Annotated in this window: 22 protein-coding genes; 16 read left to right on the top strand and 6 right to left on the bottom strand. The window is 44.1% G+C overall.

The window, feature by feature from the left end:
• The first annotated feature begins 2 nt into the window (after positions 1-2).
• Positions 3-1202, top strand: coding sequence for a hypothetical protein (locus AAA942_RS16310; RefSeq protein ID WP_338221361.1), 1200 nt, complete (start codon positions 3-5; stop codon positions 1200-1202).
• Positions 1203-1226: 24 nt separating this feature from the next.
• On the opposite strand, the gene pyrE is transcribed toward AAA942_RS16310, so the two are convergent.
• On the bottom strand, positions 1227-1871 hold the full coding sequence (gene pyrE / locus AAA942_RS16305; RefSeq protein ID WP_338221360.1) for an orotate phosphoribosyltransferase: 645 nt from the start codon (positions 1869-1871) through the stop codon (positions 1227-1229).
• A gap of 97 nt (positions 1872-1968) precedes the next feature.
• On the opposite strand from pyrE, the gene AAA942_RS16300 reads away from it, so the two are divergent.
• Positions 1969-2655: an NUDIX hydrolase gene (locus AAA942_RS16300; protein ID WP_338221359.1), complete on the top strand. Its 687-nt coding sequence runs from the start codon at positions 1969-1971 to the stop codon at positions 2653-2655.
• Here AAA942_RS16300 and coaD read toward each other — a convergent pair.
• Genes coaD through AAA942_RS16280 form a run of 4 tightly spaced genes read right to left on the bottom strand, consistent with a single transcriptional unit; the run spans position 2643 to position 5075 of the window.
• Positions 2643-3098, bottom strand: coding sequence for a pantetheine-phosphate adenylyltransferase (coaD, locus tag AAA942_RS16295; protein ID WP_338221358.1), 456 nt, complete (start codon positions 3096-3098; stop codon positions 2643-2645). The two genes, AAA942_RS16300 and coaD, sit on opposite strands and share 13 nt — an antisense overlap.
• 2 nt (positions 3099-3100) lie before the next feature.
• Positions 3101-3919 carry a DUF3822 family protein gene (locus AAA942_RS16290; RefSeq protein ID WP_338221357.1) on the bottom strand — a complete coding sequence of 273 codons (819 nt, stop codon included), beginning with the start codon at positions 3917-3919 and terminating at the stop codon, positions 3101-3103.
• An 11-nt stretch (positions 3920-3930) separates the two neighbouring features.
• Complete coding sequence (locus tag AAA942_RS16285) at positions 3931-4515, bottom strand: hypothetical protein (protein ID WP_338221356.1); 585 nt, start codon at positions 4513-4515, stop codon at positions 3931-3933.
• 50 nt (positions 4516-4565) lie between these two features.
• Positions 4566-5075: an NUDIX hydrolase gene (locus tag AAA942_RS16280; RefSeq protein ID WP_338221355.1), complete on the bottom strand. Its 510-nt coding sequence runs from the start codon at positions 5073-5075 to the stop codon at positions 4566-4568.
• Positions 5076-5090: 15 nt separating this feature from the next.
• Between AAA942_RS16280 and AAA942_RS16275 the strand changes: the two genes are divergently transcribed.
• The 5 genes from AAA942_RS16275 (at position 5091) to AAA942_RS16255 (ending at position 10397) form a co-directional block, all read left to right on the top strand.
• Positions 5091-6533 carry an ATP-dependent DNA helicase gene (locus AAA942_RS16275; RefSeq protein ID WP_338221354.1) on the top strand — a complete coding sequence of 481 codons (1443 nt, stop codon included), beginning with the start codon at positions 5091-5093 and terminating at the stop codon, positions 6531-6533.
• A 184-nt stretch (positions 6534-6717) separates the two neighbouring features.
• A complete protein-coding gene (locus AAA942_RS16270; protein WP_338221353.1) occupies positions 6718-7116 on the top strand; it encodes a DUF1573 domain-containing protein in 399 nt (132 codons plus the stop codon).
• Between the two features lie 134 nt (positions 7117-7250).
• Complete coding sequence (locus AAA942_RS16265) at positions 7251-8996, top strand: ABC transporter ATP-binding protein (protein WP_338221352.1); 1746 nt, start codon at positions 7251-7253, stop codon at positions 8994-8996.
• 3 nt (positions 8997-8999) lie between these two features.
• Positions 9000-9419: a hypothetical protein gene (locus AAA942_RS16260; RefSeq protein WP_338221351.1), complete on the top strand. Its 420-nt coding sequence runs from the start codon at positions 9000-9002 to the stop codon at positions 9417-9419.
• Between the two features lie 3 nt (positions 9420-9422).
• Positions 9423-10397 carry a metallophosphoesterase family protein gene (locus AAA942_RS16255; protein WP_338221350.1) on the top strand — a complete coding sequence of 325 codons (975 nt, stop codon included), beginning with the start codon at positions 9423-9425 and terminating at the stop codon, positions 10395-10397.
• Positions 10398-10456: 59 nt separating this feature from the next.
• On the opposite strand, the gene AAA942_RS16250 is transcribed toward AAA942_RS16255, so the two are convergent.
• Positions 10457-10840, bottom strand: a complete 384-nt coding sequence (locus tag AAA942_RS16250) for a single-stranded DNA-binding protein (RefSeq protein WP_338221349.1) — start codon at positions 10838-10840, stop codon at positions 10457-10459.
• A 233-nt stretch (positions 10841-11073) separates the two neighbouring features.
• Here AAA942_RS16250 and AAA942_RS16245 point away from each other — a divergent pair, with 233 nt between their 5' ends.
• From AAA942_RS16245 to AAA942_RS16205, 9 genes are all read left to right on the top strand, one after another.
• Positions 11074-11697 carry a hypothetical protein gene (locus AAA942_RS16245; RefSeq protein ID WP_338221348.1) on the top strand — a complete coding sequence of 208 codons (624 nt, stop codon included), beginning with the start codon at positions 11074-11076 and terminating at the stop codon, positions 11695-11697.
• A gap of 204 nt (positions 11698-11901) precedes the next feature.
• A complete protein-coding gene (locus tag AAA942_RS16240) occupies positions 11902-12138 on the top strand; it encodes a DUF4160 domain-containing protein (protein WP_338221347.1) in 237 nt (78 codons plus the stop codon).
• A complete protein-coding gene (locus AAA942_RS16235) occupies positions 12135-12656 on the top strand; it encodes a helix-turn-helix domain-containing protein (RefSeq protein ID WP_338221346.1) in 522 nt (173 codons plus the stop codon). The genes AAA942_RS16240 and AAA942_RS16235 overlap by 4 nt, the downstream gene beginning before the upstream one ends.
• A gap of 254 nt (positions 12657-12910) precedes the next feature.
• A complete protein-coding gene (locus AAA942_RS16230) occupies positions 12911-15070 on the top strand; it encodes a S9 family peptidase (protein ID WP_338221345.1) in 2160 nt (719 codons plus the stop codon).
• Between the two features lie 76 nt (positions 15071-15146).
• Positions 15147-15983 carry a maleylpyruvate isomerase N-terminal domain-containing protein gene (locus AAA942_RS16225; protein WP_338221344.1) on the top strand — a complete coding sequence of 279 codons (837 nt, stop codon included), beginning with the start codon at positions 15147-15149 and terminating at the stop codon, positions 15981-15983.
• Positions 15984-16078: 95 nt separating this feature from the next.
• On the top strand, positions 16079-16873 hold the full coding sequence (locus AAA942_RS16220) for a cation transporter (RefSeq protein ID WP_338221343.1): 795 nt from the start codon (positions 16079-16081) through the stop codon (positions 16871-16873).
• Positions 16874-16944: 71 nt separating this feature from the next.
• Positions 16945-17487, top strand: a complete 543-nt coding sequence (locus AAA942_RS16215) for a hypothetical protein (protein ID WP_338221342.1) — start codon at positions 16945-16947, stop codon at positions 17485-17487.
• A gap of 66 nt (positions 17488-17553) precedes the next feature.
• Complete coding sequence (locus tag AAA942_RS16210) at positions 17554-18093, top strand: dihydrofolate reductase family protein (protein ID WP_338221341.1); 540 nt, start codon at positions 17554-17556, stop codon at positions 18091-18093.
• Between the two features lie 155 nt (positions 18094-18248).
• Positions 18249-19127, top strand: a complete 879-nt coding sequence (locus tag AAA942_RS16205) for a sugar phosphate isomerase/epimerase family protein (protein ID WP_338221340.1) — start codon at positions 18249-18251, stop codon at positions 19125-19127.
• Positions 19128-19157: the final 30 nt, after the last annotated feature.

The following is a 19157-nucleotide window of genomic DNA, read 5'->3' as shown; positions in this document are numbered from 1 at the left end:
GAATGGAACCACCTATCCGAAAAAAGTTTAATAAGGAATTTTCCTCTGAAAAATATCAGGCTTTTCTCCAAGATATAGCAGGGGATTTTGACTATATGCCTACTTTTCGGATTGCTGAGACTCCTTTTTTTATCCCCAATTCTCTCAGAGATCAACTTAAGGAGGCTTGCGATCAGGTCATCGATTTTATCCAAAGGCCTGATTTTAAGGAATTGACTCAGCGATCCATTGAGCTGAATACCGCTGTGCCCAATGAGGATGCCCATACCCAATTTTTAGCAGTAGACTTTGGGATTTGTGAGGAAGAGGGGCACCTAATTCCCAAACTTATCGAAGTACAGGGCTTTCCGTCCATTTTCAATTTTCAGTTCAATCTTTTCCGTAAGGTCCAAAAGTACTACCCCTTTCTAGGTGAATACTCTCCCTATCCGGATGGGATGGATGAAGAGAAATACCTGCAAAAATTAAAAGAAGTCGTTTTAGGGGATCACCTTCCAAAGGAGGTCGTTTTGCTCGAAATAGAACCTGAAAAGCAAAACACCAAGATTGACTTTTACTATGCAAAAAGGGACCTGGGAATTCCTGTGGTCTGTGTGACAGAGGTGCTCAAGGAAGGAAAAAGACTTTATTACCACTCAGCTCAAGGGGAAAAGATCCGCATTAAAAGAATCTACAATCGGGTCATCTTCGATGAGTTGGAGATGAGGAAAGACCTGCGATTAGACTTTGACTTTACAGAAGATTTGGAGGTGGAATGGGCCGGACATCCCAACTGGTATACCCGGATTTCCAAGTTCATTTTGCCCTATTTGCATGGACCTTACTTTATCGAAACCAAGCTGCTCAGTGAACTGGAGTCTATTCCTGAGGACCTGGAAAATTATGTGCTAAAGCCACTTTTTTCCTTCTCAGGCTCGGGGGTCGTTTTTCATGTTAAAAAAGAAGATGTGGAGGCTGTAAAGGAAAAGGATCTGTACATCTTACAGAAGAAAGTCCACTACCTTCCAGTCATTCAATCCCCGGATGGCAAAGTCAAAGTAGAGGTTCGTTTGCTTTTCCTTTGGCCAGAAAAAGACGAAAATCCCACTTGGGTTGGCAACTTGGTCCGATTGAGTAGGGGAGAGATGATCGGAGTCAAATTCAATAAGGACAAAGATTGGGTAGGGGGCTCGATTGGCTTATTTGAAAAAGCAAAAAGCTGAGATTTAGGTCTCAGCTTTTTGATTTTATTGCATCCAGGCTCCCGGATTTTTCCTCCATTCACCCAGGGATTGGAGGACATTTTCATCGATGTATTTCCTATGAACAGCCCTAGGTAGTAGTGCGTCATAATGGCTTAGGCAAATCAGTTTTACCCCGGCCTCCTCAAAGTTTTTGTCGGCCACTTCAAAACCATAGCTGAAGATGGCGACCATGCCCAAAACCTCAAAGCCTGCATTTCTCAGGTCATGGACGGCCTTTAGAGAGCTACCACCCGTAGATACCAAATCCTCCACGACCACTACTTTTTGGCCGGGGACTACCTTGCCTTCGATCATGTTTTCCATGCCATGACCTTTGGGTTTTGAACGGACATAGATAAAAGGCAAGTCAAGCTCATTGGCAATCAAAGCCCCTTGAGGGATTCCTGCAGTGGCTACCCCTGCGATGGCTTCAGCCATGGGAAAAAAATGACTGACACTTTTTACCAATTGATCCCGAATCAGGCATCGTACTTCCGGGAAGGAAAGGGAGAGTCTATTATCACAGTAAATGGGTGATTTCCAGCCTGATGCCCAGGTGAAAGGCTTTTCAGGTTGAAGCCGAATAGCTTGAATTTCCAGCAGTCGGTCGGCTACTTCGGCGGCGGTGGCTTGGTCTAAAATTTCCATATGGTCAAAAATAACAGAATACGAACCGATAAGATTGTGACACCTGAATTTTTTGTGCATTTTTGATTTCGACACCTAGCCAACCTTAGCTTTTTGCATGAGAATTTTTGTAAATGACAAGCCCCTCGAGCTGATCAGTTATGAAGAACTGGATTCGGAAAAGACTTATGAGCACATCTACCGACAAACGGACGAAATCCCCTCGGATGTAGAGTGGGAGGAGGATGTGATTTTTCATGAGCCTTCCCATGATTTGATCATCCGGCTGCTTTACCTATTGCGGACCCGTAAAATGAAGAATCTAGATTCGGTCACTCTGGTCAGCGAGGACAAAAAAGCCTTGAAGGCATTTGTCAAAAGCCGATTTTTGATAGTTAAGGCAGCTGGCGGTTTGGTTTCTAAGAAAGATAAAATTCTGATGATCTATCGCTTGGGCAAGTGGGATTTTCCTAAAGGAAAAATGGACCGAGGGGAGACTCCCGAGCAATGTGCCAAGCGGGAAGTGGAGGAGGAATGTAATATCATGGTCAAGCTACGGACCCCAATCCTAAAGACCTGGCATACCTACACGCAAAACAGGAAAAGTATTCTCAAAAAGACCTACTGGTACTCGATGGACTCACTCAATGATGCCACAATGAAGCCTCAGATCGAAGAGGGGATAGAAGATATCCAATGGATGTCAGAGGCAGACGCCAAGACAGCTTTGATCAACTCCTATCCATCGATGAGGTATTTATTTAAGCATTACCTGAAAATGCAACTCAAGCCTCACAAAGCGTAAGGCAAATAATCAGTCACATTGCCCCCATATCGGTGGACTTCCCGAATCACTGTGGAGCTGATAGCGGCAAATTCCGGAGAGGTAATCAAAAATACCGTTTCCAACTCCTCGTTGAGGTAGCGGTTCATTTGACTGATCGTGTTTTCGTATTCAAAGTCCGTGGTGTTCCTTAATCCTCTTACCAGAAACTTTGCCCCTATCTTTTTGGCTAAGGTGGAGGTCAATTCATTGTATACTACCACTTTGACTTCAGGAGTATTCACATAAACCTCCTCGATTTTTGAAACCATAAGGTCAATATCGAAATACCTGTTTTTCTTGGTGGAATTGTACCCAATTCCGATTACCACTTCATCAAAAAGCTTCAGGCTGCGCATCACAATGTCGTGATGACCTCGGGTAAATGGATCAAATGACCCGGGAAAAATGGCTATTTTCTTCATGATCAGTCCATTTGCCAGCTGGCTTCAAACAGATGCTCAGCTTTGAGGTTTTTAAAGCCATTTCCATAATTCTGGTTGGCATGAGGCTTAATAACTCTGACGTGGTGGAAATATTCCTCCAGCCATTCTTTACTCATGCCCTCTTCTTCTTGTAGGCTGAAGAAACTGATTCTTGCGTGATTCTTGTCAAATTTCAACTGCTCCATGGCGATGAAGATATACTTGAGTAGCTCCTCTTTTTCTTCTACCTCAAACCTATTGAAGAGACTCAGTTCCTGATCTTTAAAAGCAGCCAAGTAGAAATAATTGTCAATAAAATTGATCAAAATCTCTTGGCCTATCAGGTTAAATCTCTCCTTGAAAAGGTAAGACAAAAAGGAACAAGCTCCATGAAAGAAAGAAACTTCTGAGAATCTTGCTTCTAATGATTTTTTAATGCTTTGAGGTAGGCAGGAGACTAGCTGAAGATTATTGCTGTCCAAAGCGCAGGAAAAATAGTGCTGTTCTCCTTTGATGTCTCCTACAAAGTTGAGGTAATGCTCTTCCTTACCATTTTGAAACAGCAATCCAGGAACCAAGGAAAAGATATTGGAATGGACATAAGCCTTTGCAGGAACATCCTGTTTGAGCAAAAGATCGCTTGGAATTATTTTTTCCAATTCTGCCCAACCCAAATTTGGATATTGATGGATGGCGATATTTGCTCCATTTTTGTCTTTCGCAAAAATGAAAGTAGAGGAGGGATACAAAAAAAGTGATAGGCTCGCTGTGTCCTCCACATCAAACCTATCACTTTTATAAACTTTAAAATCAGGTTTCAAAAGGTTGGGGTTTATTTCCAGTTACCTTCCGTAGAAGCGTCAGTTCTGGATCCGACTCTCAAAGCTTTTTCGTTGTTATTCAATCTTCTTTTTGGATTTACAGGAGCCGGGTCTCTGATTTCGAAAACGTTTACCAGATAGCCACCTGTTTTTTCTACTTTGTCAGCAAAGAATTCAAACTGCTTTCCACCCGTTCCAGGTACTACTGGTAAGAGATCCAAGTTGAAGTCAGGAAATTTTCTTTCATTGAAAAGGGAATCCATCACTCCCACAGATCCAAGAGTATCGAAAGTAACAGTCGTCTCTTCTGCTCCATAATCCAACAAGCGGGTGGTCTCAGTACGCTGAACCAAATAGATTTCCCCGTCTTCGATAAACATCTTCAACGAATCCCAAGTGCTGGCGTACTTTCCATTGGATGCCTGGTAAGCCAATTGAGCGTCACGTAGCATTTCCAGTTTCTGGATGGTGGCAGCCTCTAGCAAGGCAATTCTTTTCTCTTCTTCTACTACGTCGTTGACACCTTTCCAAAGGAGGTATCCCAACACGACCGCTACTGCGAAGAAAACTAAGGAGAGAATTCTAGTAAGATTCATTGTAAGTAAGATTTAGAAATCTGGTTAAGGTTGAAGGTTTTTAAAACGTGCTATTTTAGAGAAATATTTCCAAAATTAAAATATCCTTTCCACAATCCTAGGTCCTGAATGGATTTAATTCCCCAAAATACCTGATGGAGGGAATGATTGGGAAGAGCTTGAATGTCTTCCAAGCCCATCCATGCCAGATCTAGCAGGATTTGTTTTTGCCCGGAAAGCTCAGGATCTATCCCCAAAGTTGGTGTTCCATTTACCTTTTTCACTTCGAAAAAGTGCTCCATCGCATGGAGCGGGGGAGAAAGGTATTCGTGAACGAAAAGGTATCGCTCCACGGAAATTTCCAATCCGGTTTCCTCCAAAAACTCTCGTTTGAGATTTTCAGGAGCTGAAGTACCGTATTTCATCCCTCCTCCAGGGACAGACCAAAAGACCCTGTCCTCGCTCATTTGGTGCTTCACCATGAGGATTTTGTCGCCTTCCCAAAGAATCCCGTTGACCCGGCTTCTCAGGCGGTTGCCAAATTTTGATTCGATTTCCTTGCTGATTTGATCGGAGGACATTTACATTCGCTTTCTATGGGTAAAGATAATCAGGGGGATTTTAAGCCCTCCGACTTGCTGATCAAATATTTCCCTTTTTCTCCAACGGCGGGTCAAATGACCTTTTTTCGGAAAATGGATGAGTTTCTGAAATCGGATGCTTCAGAGAAGCCCACTTTTGTGCTCAGGGGATATGCAGGTACGGGGAAAACCTCTCTGATTTCAGCTTTGGTGAAAGTCTTGCCTCGGATGAATATGCGCTCCCTGCTATTGGCTCCTACCGGTCGTGCTGCCAAAGTGATGAGCAACTATTCCGGAAGGGGAGCCTACACAGTCCATAAGATCATCTACAAACCCAAAGGCGATCCAGGTACTATGGGAGGTGGGTTTATCCTTCAGAAAAACTATTACAAGGATACGCTCTTTATTGTAGATGAATCCTCCATGCTTTCTGATGATGGGGGCATGTCCGGCAATTTGCTTTGGGATTTGATTCAATTCGTGTTTTCCGGGTCGGACAATCGACTTTTACTGGTGGGAGACACCGCTCAGCTTCCCCCTGTAGGGAGTGAATACAGTCCAGCTTTGGATTCGGGATACCTTTTGCGGCATTTCCGGCTTCAGGCTGGACAAACCGAACTCACCGAGGTCATGCGTCAACGCTTGGAATCGGGCATCCTTTTCAATGCCACACATCTCAGACAGGAGCTTTCAGGAGAAAAATTCCAAATACAAATCTACACGGCTGGCTTTCGTGACATTTTCAAAATGACCTCTGAGCGCTTGGAAGATGGGCTAAGGTATGCCTACGACAAGTTTGGTGCCGAAAATACCACCATAGTCACCCGCTCCAACAAGGCAGCCGTTCAGTACAATCAATATATCCGACGAGTGATTCACTTTTACGAGGAGGAAATCAGTACTGGAGACCTGCTGATGATTGTGAAAAACAACTATACCTACATGGCCGAATCTGATAAGGTTAATTTTCTGGCCAATGGAGATATGGTGGAGGTGATGAAAATCCGAAAGTTTGAGGAAATGTATGGATTTCGGTTCGCCACTTTGGAGCTTCGGCTTTTGGATTATCCATCGGAGCCTTTTTTCGAGGCCAAGGTGATTTTGGATACGCTTTATTCTTCCACTCCTTCCCTCAGCAGGGAAGAATACCGTAAACTTTACGATCAAGTTTCGGAGGACTATGCAGATGTGGCCAATAAATCCGAGCGCATGGAGCTAATCCGAAAAGACCCCTACTTAAATGCGCTTCAGATCAAGTTTGCCTATGCGCTCACCTGCCACAAAGCCCAAGGCGGTCAGTGGAGTGCAGTATTTGTAGATCAGGGCTATTTGCAGGAGGAAAAGGTAGACCGAGATTTTGTCCGGTGGCTGTACACCGCCATGACCCGGGCGACTGAGGAATTGTATTTGGTTAATTTCGCACCGGGATTTTTCTCTTCGGTGAAAAAGGAGATTTGACTCGGGCGCAAATAGGGGGATCAGAGTTAAAAAGATTGGGAATCCCCGATCCAAGACTGCCTTATAACAATATTTAATATGGTGAAAACTGAACTTTGGCAAGAAATTTTCACTTTTGTAGGTATCGAAAACTCAGGAAAAGTAAATTCGATCCAAAATTTGAATCCTTAACTTCTAAATAATCATGAAAAAGCTAGGAATTTTATTCAGCCTCTTTGCTTTCGCCCTTGTCTTCACCGCTCAGGCTCAACAGGCCGGTTCAGGTGCTGTCATCAGCTTCAAAGAAAAGTCTGTGGACTTTGGCGATATCGTACAAGGTCAAAAAGTGGAGCATACCTTCACCCTGACCAATTCAGGAACAGAGCCATTGATCATTTCCAATGTAGCTGCCACTTGTGGATGTACTGTACCAAGTTGGCCAAAGGAGCCCATCGCTCCGGGAAACTCAGCAGAGATCAAAGTATCCTTTAACTCTACCGGTAAAATGGGTAAGCAAAACTCTGTGGTAAGAATCTATTCCAACGCCACCGAGCCTATCGAGAAGGTTTCCCTTATCTCCAATGTACTTCCAAAGACCGAATAGTCGGTTATTATCTTATCTCAGCCCGTCCTTCCAGGCGGGCTTTTTTTATTGAACTAATCGAGATCCGATCTCATTTCTCAAAGAAGTCTTCCAGATAAATCCCGGATACCTTTCCCTTTCCACCAAAATCAATCATGGCAAAACAACAAGAACGAAAAGTGACCATGAGACAGGTCTTTCAGACCATCATCTGGCCCAGAAGAAAACACCTCTTTTTAGGTTTGTTTCTCATAATAATCAGTAGACTTTCCGGTTTGGTATTGCCGGGAGCCAGTAAGTATTTAGTGGATGACGTGATTCCCAGTAATGATTTGGTTCTTCTGAAGTGGCTGATTTTGGCTGTGGTGGCAGCCATAGTGGTACAGTCCGTCACCTCTTATTCTCTAACGCAGATATTGAGTGTGGAAGCCCAGCATTTGATTGCCAAACTTCGGGCTCAGGTTCAAAAGCACATTATCCAGCTTCCCATTCGTTTTTTTGACAATGCCAAAACAGGAGAGTTGGTCAGTCGCATTATGACTGATGTGGAGGGAGTGAGAAATCTTGTCGGGACGGGCTTTGCCCAGATGATCGGAGGAATCCTGACAGCGGTAATTTCGCTCGTCTTGCTGATCAGCATCAGTCCTCTGATGACCTTGTATGTCTTGGTGCCTGTCGCCATTTTTGGTTTGGTGTCTTTGAAAGCCTTCGGTAAAATCCGCCCCATCTTCCGGGAGAGAGGGAAAATCAATGCGCAAGTCACCGGAAGGCTGACAGAAACTCTGGGAGGAATCCGGGTAATCAAAGGATTCAATGCCGAAGCTCAGGAGATCAAGACCTTTGAAGGAGGGGTGGAGTTGCTTTTCCAAAATGTGAAATCCAGCTTGACTGCCACGAGTTTTGTGACGTCTGCAGGGACTTTGCTGCTCGGCCTGGCTTCGGCTGGGATTATGGGAATCGGGGGGTGGATGATTATGGAAGGGAAAATGACCTTTGGAGACTTTTTGGCATTTACCCTGTATTTGGGCTTTATGATCGCGCCGATTGTGCAGATGTCCAATATCGGAAGTCAGTTGACCGAGGCTTTTGCAGGACTTGACCGAACCGAGGAAATCATGAATACGCCTTTGGAATCGGATGACCGCAAGCGGACTGTCCAATTGAATGAAATCCGGGGAGATATGGAGTTTCGGGAGGTTTCTTTTGCCTATGAGTCGGATAAGGAGGTAGTCAAAGGAATCAGTTTCAAAGCACCAGCCGGCTCGGTGACTGCTTTGGTGGGAACTTCCGGTTCGGGAAAGACGACTATTGCCGGGCTTGCTGCTACTTTTCTCAATCCCGATTCAGGTCAGATTTCATTGGATGGGAAGGACTTGCAGGAAGTTACGTTGCAATCTTTCCGTTCACATCTGGGCGTGGTGCTACAGGATGATTTTCTTTTTGAGGGGACCATTCGGGAAAACATCCTTTTCCCAAGACCTGATGCTACTGAGGAGGAAGTCCAAAAGGCCGTCAAAGCTGCCCATGTTCAGGAATTTTCGGATCGATTTGAGGATGGACTGGATACGCTGATCGGGGAGCGGGGAGTGAAGCTTTCGGGAGGTCAACGGCAGCGGATTGCCATTGCCCGTGCTATTTTGGCGGACCCGAAGATTTTGATTTTGGATGAGGCTACTTCCAATTTGGATACGGAATCGGAAACCTTGATTCAGGCCAGTTTGAAAGAACTGATGAAAGGGCGGACCACCTTCGTCATCGCTCACCGATTGAGTACAATCCGTCAGGCTGACCAGATTCTGGTGATCGAGCAGGGCAAAATCGTGGAGCGAGGCAAGCATGAGGAGTTGATTGCCTTGGAGGGTCGATACTATCAGCTCTACACCTATCAGGCAAGAATCTAATTCATGGTTTTCCAACCAATTCCCAATCCACCTTTGGTTGTTGGAATCAGGGTATTCCGCAGTTCTTTGTTGGCAAAAGGGTCAGCTATTTGCCTTCCGGGCTTGGGGATTTTTCTTTCGAAGACCATTCCCCAGTCTGCCGAAAAAGCGATTGTCCAGCATGAATACGGGCATTATCTGGATTATTTGTGTGGATTTGAGGGAGATCAAAAGCGATTTTTGGGATCAAAGATTCTTGGTTTTTACCTCAAGATCGGTTTGCCCAGCCTGTTTAATTTGACTCCAGGGCTAAAGCATCTGCCTTGGTTTAGAGGAGATCACCGCCTATTTTGGACAGAGATTCGAGCCAACCGGCTGGCTTCGGCCCATTTCGGGAAGGAGTTGGCAGAAGAATTTGAAAAAAGATTTCCAAGCAAAGTGTAAACCATGAACAAACCGGATTCCAGAAGAAATTTTCTGCAAAGACTGACTTGGAGTTCCTTGGCCCTGAGTGTACCGGGCTTGACTTTTTGCCAAACCCCATTCAAAAAGAAAATCAAAATCGGTTTGATTTCTGACCTACATCAGGATATTATTCCTGATGGGGAAAAGCGGCTTGAGGCTTTTTTGAATAAGATGCAAAAAGAAAAAGTGGATGCAATAGTTCAGTTGGGTGATTTTGCAGTTCCCTCACCGGAAAATCAGGGTTTAATCGAGCGATTCAATCAAGCCCACAAAAATGTTTTTCATGTTTTGGGCAATCACGATGTGGACTATGGGTACAGTTTTGATCAATGTGTGAAAGCTTACCAAATTTCTTCCCCCTACTATTCCCGAAATCTGGAAGGAATTAAGGTAATCGTACTGGATGGGAATGAGGAAGGTTCACCCAATCCGACTCAAGGCTATCCAGCCTATATTGGTGCCGAACAGCAGGCTTGGCTCAGGAAGGAGTTGGAAGAGGCCAAAGTTCCTGTGATGATATTATGCCATCAACCTTTGGCAGGGATTTATCCCCTGGACAATGCCAAAGAGATGCAAGACCTTTTGAGACACTATGCTGACCGAATCCTTCTTGTCCTCAATGGACATGCCCATGTGGATCAGCATTTGGAAGTTAGGGGAATTCATTTTGTACATATCAACTCTGCCTCTTACTATTGGGTAGGAGAAAATTTGGCTCATTTCAGCTATCCGGAAGAAGTTCATGCCCAATTTCCCCAATTGGATAAAACCTGTCCCTATTCGGAAAGTCTCTTTGCCCTGTTGACCATCGATCTGGAGAAGGGCTTGATTTCTTTGGAAGGCAAAAAGGCCGAATGGTTGGGTCCTTCTCCACAGGAACTGGGCATTTCTTACCTTACGGAAGCTCAAATGCGGGAGAATCTGATTCCGGAGATTAAGACCCGTAGGATTCAATAATACAAAAACAGGCATCCGGACGGGACGCCTGCTTTAAATTGAATTCCTGAGCGAATCGATTAAAATGGCAAATCTGATTCGGCGACTTCCTGATTGGCTTTCTCTGCTTTCGGGCCACCGAGGAGTAGTATTTCATTGACTACGACCTCAGTGATGTATTTTTTCTCTCCGTTTTTGTCGGTGTAGGAGCGGTTGGAGAGTTTTCCTTCCACGGCGATTTCCGAGCCTTTGTCCGTGTATTTCTCCAGGATCTCTGCGTTTTTGCCCCAGATGACCAGGTTGGTCCAGGTCGTTTCGGTGACTTTTTCGCCTTTGGCATTGCGATAGACTTCATTGGTGGCGATGTTTACCCGCCCCATGATTTTACCGGATTCGAGGGTTTTGATCTCGACTTTGGAACCGAGGTGTCCGATGAGTTGAACTTTGTTTCTTAGCGCGTTCATAATTAAAGAAGTTAAGTGTGAAAGATTTGGTTTAACAATTTCCGCTAGAGGAGAACTGATGGACCAAAGTTGGGGGAGTGGTCAAAAAAGAGTCGGTAGTTAGTCGTTTGTATTCGATTGTAGTCGTTTGTTGTCGGATAAATGGGCTTTAGAGGCAGGAAATGGGTTTTTTAAATGAAAAGAAATGGTTAGGTTTAGTTGTGTTTATAAATGAGTTGTAGCACATTAAAAAAATGACAGATAATCACTTCATTGAAAAATTTAAATCCAAATCTGACAGAGAATTGGAGAGAGTTGCTATGGATTCAAAGTCATTTGTTTTTGATGCACGCTATGCAGCTATCACTTTGCTTAAAGACCGAAATTACGATTCGGATATAATTAACCAAGTAGAGAAGGAATATGAGAACCTTGTAAAAGCCCAGCAAAAGACAACAGAAGACCTAAAAGAACAAGACCAGCGATTAATAAGACGAATCCGACAAATTCCAATCAAAAAAACAGGAAAATATGGTCTTAAAAACGGAAACGAATTACAAGTAAGAAGACTCAATCAAGATTACTTTCAAATAAGAATTGAAGCTTTCAGAAGCGAATTGGCACCAGTGATGATTTGCAGAGTTAAAGATGACTCAACTTATTCCTGCTACCCATTCCTATATTTAAAGTCTATCTTGATTTTCGGATTTGGTGGAACGGCTTTGACAGTGATTTTGGCCTATCTCGGATATGTGGAAAATGAAATATTTATTTTTTCACTACCACTTTTTGTGACAATCGGATTTCAATTGCTTTTAATGCCTTTTATCTACTTTATCATACTTAACTTTTTTAGAAAACGATTAAGAAAAAAATAAAAACGTGTACCAACAACGCATATAGCTCATGGCGGGTACAACGCTAAATTCAAGTTTTTTGCTCCGTAGCCAGCTTTGGTTTCGGTGGACAGGAAAGTGCTTCGAAACCGCCACAAGCTATATGCAAACCGATAGGGCCAATCCAAGGAATACAAATTACAAACGACATTTGTACCTAATTAGATACTTTTCTATTTTTGTTGAATGCCAACAATCGACAGATTCGATGGAATCAAAATTAATGTTTACAACGGTGACCACAGACCACCGCACATTCATGTTTTGTACAATGAATTTGAAGCTTTGTTGACCATTGAAACTTTTGAAGTTTATGCTGGAGATCTTCCTTCAAGACAAATGAAGAAAGCAATGGACTGGCTTGCAGGAAATGCCGACTGGGCTTTAGAAGTGTTTTATGAACTTAATCCGAACTTGAGATGAGAAAGACGATAAAAATTCCGAGAATTCTGAAAATCAACAAGATTGAAAACCATTCGATAAACGTCACCTTCAACAATGGAGAGTCAAGAATTATTGACTTTAGAAAAGTTTTGAAAAGCATCGTAGTAGATGAAATGTCACCAGCTTTTATTCTTTACAATGAAGACGAGTTGAAAAAAGCTGAACTAAGAAACCATACACTTTCGTTCGACAATGTTGAACAGTTTATAACACTGAGAAACGGACAAAAAGAACGTGTTCCGTTTGAAATTGGCGCTGATGTTTTATTGAAATACAGTGTTCCCGAAAAGTCTGAAATAATGATGAAACTCGGAAGACTTATTCGCGACGCAAGACAAAAAGCAGGTTTGACTCAACAAGAACTTGCAATTATGAGTGGAACATCGAGAACATATATTTCGAGAATCGAAAACGAAAGATCCGACGTTGAATTAGCGACATTGAAAAAAATAATTGAAATCGGACTCGGACGACAATTAGAAATCAAGATAAAATAATAGACTGGCCCTAACAGCTGTCATATTTAATGCGGGGTTCTCTGCTTTGGTAAGGCTTAGTTTTCCAAGCTTATTTTTGGCACTGGTGGAACGTGAATCACTTCGAAAACCCACACTTGCCATAGCCAAGGCTAAGAATTGTTCAAAAATCAAAAAATCGGACTATCAAGTACTTTAGAAAGTTTGGGATCAAATGAGAAGAGCCCTTTTGATCAATAGATGATTATTTTAATTGACATTAAAAAAGCAAACACATGCAACAAACTTCCTTTTGGCAAAAATGGCTCCTGGCGGGCTTAGTGATGGCGATGTCCACTACCCTCCAAGCGCAGGAAGCTGAACTCACACTGGATGATCTCTTCGCAACTCCAAAACTGACGGGAACAAGCCCCTCTCAACCTGTATGGGCACCGGACAGCAAGCACTTCGCTTTTTCCTGGAGTGAACCGGGAAACCCCGGGCGTGGCCTTTGGGTATCAACAGGCGATGGGGAGGAAGTTCGCCTCATTTCCAATACGGCTTCCGGCTCAGTACGCGATATAGTCTGGACCGACGAGAACACGATTATCAGCCTACGAGGTGACTACCTATGGCAGACATCGCTAAGCCAAAGTGCCGACCTTCAGTTGATGCCCGTTGAGGTAGGTGCGAGTAATCTTTCGATATCTCCAAGTGGCAAGCAAGCGGCGTATATACAGAACGGTGACCTGTGGCTTGCTGACCTCTCTTCCAAACAGAATCGACAACTCACCAATATCGGCATACCCAGTCTCTCGAGCTTACAGAAGGGGCGCTACAGTCGACCGGAACGTGAAATCGGTCCGGGCATCTGGAGTGGACCAACCTACAAGTGGTCCCCGGATGGAAAGACCATCGCAATTCACGTGGTGGACCGACGGGAGATGCGAAAGGTGTCGTTCCCGGATTACCTCGCTGCCGAAACCAATCCCAATGAAGTACGCCGAAGTTATCCTGGTGATCCAAACGAGAATCGCAAGGTTGGCCTGCTCGACGTAGAAAGTGGAAATATCACCTACCTTGATTTGCCGGACCCTCAGGCCAATCAGGTCATTGATTTCAACTGGTCACCGAGCGGTGCGCTGCTGATTGATATTGCATCTGACACGGCGGTTGAACGGAAGTTATTCGTTGTTTCACCCGGAGAAAACCAACTTAGTGAGATTTGGCGAGGTGTTCGAGAGACTCGCATGTACACCACCTTTGGATCTACCTGGCATCCGGATGGGCAACAGGTTGTTTTCTTAAGCGATATGGGTGATCGCTACGGTCTTTATACAATCGATGACTCGCCATCTAAGGATCTTCCTCAGCTCCTGACAGATCCATCCTATGATGTGCTGTCCGCTCCAAGTATTGCTGGGGAGGCACTTTTTTATGCTGGCAACGGAGTTAATCCTTACGAACAACACGTGTATCGCTTGAATCTGTCCGGTGGCGATCCCAAGCAGGTGACCCACCTTCCCGGTCAGAATATTGGTTATCCTTCACCGGATGGGCAGCACTTGGTGTTCATGCACAGCAACGATACTTCTCCGGCAGAGCTTTACGTGGTTAGCAGCGAGGGAGGCGATGCTACGCGCTTAACCTATTCCCCTTTGCCTGCCTTTACAAATCGAAGCTGGACTGCAGCGGAATATGTCAGTTTCCCCAGTTTGGTAGATGACTATACGCTGCATGCCCGGATTCTGAAACCTGCCAACATGCAGCCCGGTAAGAAGTATCCAGTACTCTTTGGGCCCGTATATTCGAATACCGCTAGGAATCGCTGGGCCGGCAACTACAGCTTGGTGCAGCATCTCTTGGTCAAAAAGGGATACATCATCGTGCAGGTGGATTCACGTGGCAGTACCGGTTATGGACGGGCATTCCGTGAAGAGTTCCTGCTGGGCTTTGCCGACCAAGACATTGAGGATTATGCCAGTGCTGTGGCTTACCTGGAGTCACAGGATTATGTCGATCCCGATCGCATTGGCATCTGGGGCAGCAGTTACGGAGGCACACTCTCCGTTTATTCGCTGTTGATGAAGCCGGGCTTATTCCAGGTGGGTGTTGCTGCTGCTGCAGCAGTTGACCCGCTGTTCTTCGGCACGGACGACGTGGCGATTGTTCGTACCCCCCAGACACACCCGGAGATTTTCGAAAGAAAAGCACTCAAGTACGCTGCAAATCTGCAGGATAAACTCCTGTTTATCCACGGCATGCAGGACCATGTGGTACCCTTCAAGACCGTGGCGGTGCTTGCAGAAGAGTTGATTAAACAGGGCAAAGACTTTGACTTTGCCTTTGCACCGGGTGCAACACATGGATGGAGCCGTGAGCAGAATTACGATCGCTACCTGTTTGGCAAGCTAATCGAATACTTTGACCGACATCTGAGCGAGCCGATTGAATAAACCTTTACAGGTGTAGGGTCGCAAAGTGTTAAGGAACGCCACAAGCCATTTTTAAATCGTTTTTTATTTTAAAGAAATGAAAAGACCAGAGCAAATTGATGTCATTGCCCTAATGCCAGAACTTGATAAGTTGCTCATCAGCTTGTTGGAAGGATTATCAGACGAAGATTGGGATAAACAAACAATAGCACCTAAATGGAAGGTGAAAGATGTGGCAGTCCACTTATTGGACGGAAATTTGAGAACCCTTTCAGTGTTGCGCGATAAATATCACGGAGTGAAACCTGAAAGAATTAACTCTTACCAAGATTTAATAGATTACTTAAATAGATTGAATACTGATTGGGTTAAAGCAACTAAAAGGCTAAGTACAAGAGTTATTATTGATTTATTAAGTTCTTCAGGTAAAGAATACTGCGATTTCTTGGCCACTTTAGACCCCAACGATACAGCCGAATTTTCAGTCGCTTGGGCGGGTGAGAATGAATCGAAAAATTGGTTTCACATAGCAAGGGAATACACCGAAAAATGGCATCATCAACAACAGATTAGACTTGCAGTTGGTTACGAACAAAAGTTACTTGAAGAAAAATGGTATTTACCCTATTTGGAAACATCTCTTAGAGCGCTTCCCCATCATTATCGGAATATAGAAGGGAAAAATGGAGACTTAGTCAAATTTACTTTTTTGGGGAATCCAGAAAAATGTTGGTTTTTGTACTATAAAGACGGTTGGGAGCTATTTACATCTGTTGATGATAAACCCAAGAGTGAAGTTTTTATCAAAAATGAAATTGCTTGGAAAATATTCACAAAAGGATTGACGAGAGAAGAAGCAATTGGCAATTCAGAAATTGTTGGCGATAAAATTCTTGGTGAAAAAATATTTGATATGATTGCTGTAATGGCATAAAAAAATAATGACACATTGAATTAGAGGAAACGCTCCATTGGTGACTATAGTAATCATTTAATTATCGTTTTTTCAATTAAAAACAGTGACTGCGGATGCACAAAACACAATTTGAAATCACCAAGATGGACTGTCCTTCGGAGGAAAATCTAATCCGGATGAAGCTGAATGGAATTTCAGGTATTGCGAATTTGGACTTTGATATCCCCAATAGAAAATTGACCGTTTTCCACACCGGAGAAATTGATCCAATCGAAAAGTCACTCCACGAACTGAACTTGGGAGGAAAGAAAATCTCCTGCGAAAAAACCGAACAAACCGACTTTCAAGAGAATACAAACCAGAAAAAATTACTTTGGACCGTACTCGGAATCAATTTTTCATTTTTCCTGATCGAAATGACAACCGGCCTGATTTCCAAATCAATGGGATTGGTGGCGGACAGTTTAGATATGTTGGCAGACAGTTTTGTTTATGGAATCAGCCTTTTTGCCGTTGGCGGTTCTCTGAGTAGAAAAAAGCAAATAGCCAAACTTGCCGGATATTTCCAAATCACGCTGGCATTGATTGGATTTGTGGAAGTATTGAGAAGGTTTTTCGGGGCAGAAAAAGTACCTGACTTTTCCACCATGATCGTAGTTTCGATTTTTGCCCTTTTGGCAAACGGTATTTGTCTCTATCTGCTCCAAAAATCAAAGAGTAGGGAAGAAGCTCATATGAAAGCAAGTATGATTTTCACTTCGAATGATGTAATTATCAACTTGGGTGTGATTACAGCAGGGATTTTGGTCCTTTGGCTTGACTCGAATAAGCCTGATTTGATAATCGGAACCATCGTCTTCGGTTTGGTGATTCAAGGAGCTTTTAGAATCCTGAAACTCGGAAAGTGAAAAACATCGGCTTAAATTTCCATTATATCTACTTCCTGCTTTTTTTGACATTTAACCATTAACCAGTAAACATGAGAATACTTCTGCCCATTCTGACTGCTATTTTGTTTGCTTGCTCCCCGAAGGATGAGAGGGAAGGACTTTTCGGCCACCTGACTGAAAAAGAGAGCGTCGAAATCTACCTGAGCAGCTATAATTTGGACAGTATTCCATCGGATATCGGTCAATTGAAAAAAGCAAAATCCCTGTATATCACCAAAGACAGCACAGGTCAGTGGGAAGTGTATCCCCCCGAAAGTACAATTCAGGAAATGACCGATGATCCACCTTTTCGGTACATTCCGGAGGAGTTGACAGAACTGACGCAACTCCAAAACCTGGGACTGGTGGGATTAGATTTGGCTAAGCTTCCGACTGATTTTGACCGACTTCAACACTTGGATACCTTAAACCTGATGATGAATAAACTCAACATCTCCGACGAGTTGGATAAACTGAAAAAGCTTGAAAACCTGAAGTATTTGGTGGTTTTTGGGAATAATGTAGATTCAGCAGACATTGCCGAACTGAAAAGAGCAAATCCCAAGCTCGAGATAATCGGTGGGTTGAAATAGCTTCCTTTGACCGCAAACTCCTTTTCGGGTCAAAAACTTTTGGTTTTAATCATTTGGTGATCGGATATGATAAAGAAAAACAAGGTTTTTATCGCTACCAGTTTGGATGGGTTTATCGCCGACAGAGAAGGAGGAATAGATTGGCTGCATTCCATTCCCAACCCCGAGCACAATGACATGGGATACAGTGCATTTATTTCCGGGATAGATGCCTTGGTGATGGGGCGAACTACTTTTGAAACCGTTTGTGGCTTTGATATTCCCTGGCCTTATACTCAACCGGTCTTTGTCCTGAGCAACAGCCTGTCCTCAATTCCTGACTCGTACTCAGGAAAGGCCGAATTGGTCCGAGGAAGTCTTCAGGAAATCCTGTCCGAGATTCATGCCAAAGGATATTTTCAACTTTACATTGATGGTGGCAAAACAATACAGAGTTTTTTGAAAGAGGATTTGATTGATGAATTAACCCTTACCACCATTCCGGTACTCCTCGGTGGAGGAATTCCGCTTTTCTCCGAACTTCCCCGAAGACTGGACTTTGCCTGTGTCGAGTCCAAACTATACTTGGACAAGGTGGCCCAAAATCGATATATCCGAATGCGGTAAGCCTGTTTCATCTTTGATATGCCTTTCTTTTCTTCCTTTTCAAAGGATGCCTTCTATTTTTCTGAAAAATCCCCGGAGTTTACTCAATCGTTTCCGCAGATTTTAACTTTCCCACACAGGGTTCTGGATACTTAATTTCTTATTTTAAATGCATGATGGATAAGGATTTAAGCCGAAGGCGATTTATAAAGAGCACTCTTCTAAGCGGAGCAGGACTTGCCGTCTTGCCTGGATTATCCCTAAATGCCGCCCAAAGGGAATCCAAAATGCGGTTTGGCCTCGTCACCTACGAGTGGGCGAAAGATTGGGATCTACCCACCTTGATCTCCAATTGTGAAAAAACCGGAGTCTTAGGCGTGGAACTCAGAACTCAGCATGCCCATGGGGTGGAGACCAGCTTGACCAAAGCCCAGCGGGAGGAGGTCAAAAAGCGCTTTGCCGACAGTCCAGTCACCTGCCTGGGTTACGGGAGCAATTACGAATACCACAGCCCCGACCCGGAAAAGCTGAAGCAGAATATCGAAGGGACCAAAGCCTATATCCAGCTTTGCCATGATATTGGGGCGACTGGGATCAAAGTCAAACCCAACTTCCTGCCGCCTGAGGTGCCCAAGGAAAAAACCATCGCTCAGATTGCGTCCTCCTTCAATGAAGTGGGAAAATATGCGCGGGATTATGATCAGCTCATCCGAGTGGAAGTGCATGGTCAGCATACTCAGGAACTGCCGGTGATGAAGGCCATCTTTGACCAGGTCACCGAGCCCAATGTAAAAATCTGCTGGAACTGCAACGAGGAGGACTTACTTCCTCCCGGCTTGGAAGCTAATTTCCATTCAGTGAAAAAATGGTTTGGCGATACCGTCCACGTGCGTGAGTTTAATGTCGGCAACTATCCTTATCCTGAATTATTCAGGCTTTTCAATGGGATGAATTACGAGGGATGGATCCTGCTGGAAGCCCGAACCAAGCCCGCTGACCGGGTAATTGCCTTGAAAGAGCAGTTGGGGCTGTTTCAGGAACTGGTAGCTCAGTAAGCAGTAAACAGTAGGTAGTAAGCAGTGGAC

Source organism: Algoriphagus sp. oki45 (assembly GCF_036245605.1).
Lineage (GTDB): Bacteria > Bacteroidota > Bacteroidia > Cytophagales > Cyclobacteriaceae > Algoriphagus.
Note: the sequence above shows the minus strand (reverse complement) of the source record. Positions and strands in the feature narration are given on the sequence as shown.

Coding starts and splice junctions, on each gene's coding strand:
- AAA942_RS16250 (WP_338221349.1), bottom strand. CDS start 10,840: ATGAACGCGCTAAGAAACAAAGTTCAACTCATCGGACACCTCGGTTCC.
- AAA942_RS16225 (WP_338221344.1), top strand. CDS start 15,147: ATGAAAAGACCAGAGCAAATTGATGTCATTGCCCTAATGCCAGAACTT.
- AAA942_RS16275 (WP_338221354.1), top strand. CDS start 5,091: ATGGGTAAAGATAATCAGGGGGATTTTAAGCCCTCCGACTTGCTGATC.
- AAA942_RS16255 (WP_338221350.1), top strand. CDS start 9,423: ATGAACAAACCGGATTCCAGAAGAAATTTTCTGCAAAGACTGACTTGG.
- AAA942_RS16205 (WP_338221340.1), top strand. CDS start 18,249: ATGGATAAGGATTTAAGCCGAAGGCGATTTATAAAGAGCACTCTTCTA.
- AAA942_RS16285 (WP_338221356.1), bottom strand. CDS start 4,515: ATGAATCTTACTAGAATTCTCTCCTTAGTTTTCTTCGCAGTAGCGGTC.
- AAA942_RS16215 (WP_338221342.1), top strand. CDS start 16,945: ATGAGAATACTTCTGCCCATTCTGACTGCTATTTTGTTTGCTTGCTCC.
- AAA942_RS16300 (WP_338221359.1), top strand. CDS start 1,969: ATGAGAATTTTTGTAAATGACAAGCCCCTCGAGCTGATCAGTTATGAA.
- AAA942_RS16280 (WP_338221355.1), bottom strand. CDS start 5,075: ATGTCCTCCGATCAAATCAGCAAGGAAATCGAATCAAAATTTGGCAAC.
- pyrE (WP_338221360.1), bottom strand. CDS start 1,871: ATGGAAATTTTAGACCAAGCCACCGCCGCCGAAGTAGCCGACCGACTG.
- AAA942_RS16270 (WP_338221353.1), top strand. CDS start 6,718: ATGAAAAAGCTAGGAATTTTATTCAGCCTCTTTGCTTTCGCCCTTGTC.
- AAA942_RS16210 (WP_338221341.1), top strand. CDS start 17,554: ATGATAAAGAAAAACAAGGTTTTTATCGCTACCAGTTTGGATGGGTTT.
- coaD (WP_338221358.1), bottom strand. CDS start 3,098: ATGAAGAAAATAGCCATTTTTCCCGGGTCATTTGATCCATTTACCCGA.
- AAA942_RS16230 (WP_338221345.1), top strand. CDS start 12,911: ATGCAACAAACTTCCTTTTGGCAAAAATGGCTCCTGGCGGGCTTAGTG.
- AAA942_RS16240 (WP_338221347.1), top strand. CDS start 11,902: ATGCCAACAATCGACAGATTCGATGGAATCAAAATTAATGTTTACAAC.
- AAA942_RS16310 (WP_338221361.1), top strand. CDS start 3: ATGGAACCACCTATCCGAAAAAAGTTTAATAAGGAATTTTCCTCTGAA.
- AAA942_RS16260 (WP_338221351.1), top strand. CDS start 9,000: ATGGTTTTCCAACCAATTCCCAATCCACCTTTGGTTGTTGGAATCAGG.
- AAA942_RS16235 (WP_338221346.1), top strand. CDS start 12,135: ATGAGAAAGACGATAAAAATTCCGAGAATTCTGAAAATCAACAAGATT.
- AAA942_RS16245 (WP_338221348.1), top strand. CDS start 11,074: ATGACAGATAATCACTTCATTGAAAAATTTAAATCCAAATCTGACAGA.
- AAA942_RS16220 (WP_338221343.1), top strand. CDS start 16,079: ATGCACAAAACACAATTTGAAATCACCAAGATGGACTGTCCTTCGGAG.
- AAA942_RS16265 (WP_338221352.1), top strand. CDS start 7,251: ATGGCAAAACAACAAGAACGAAAAGTGACCATGAGACAGGTCTTTCAG.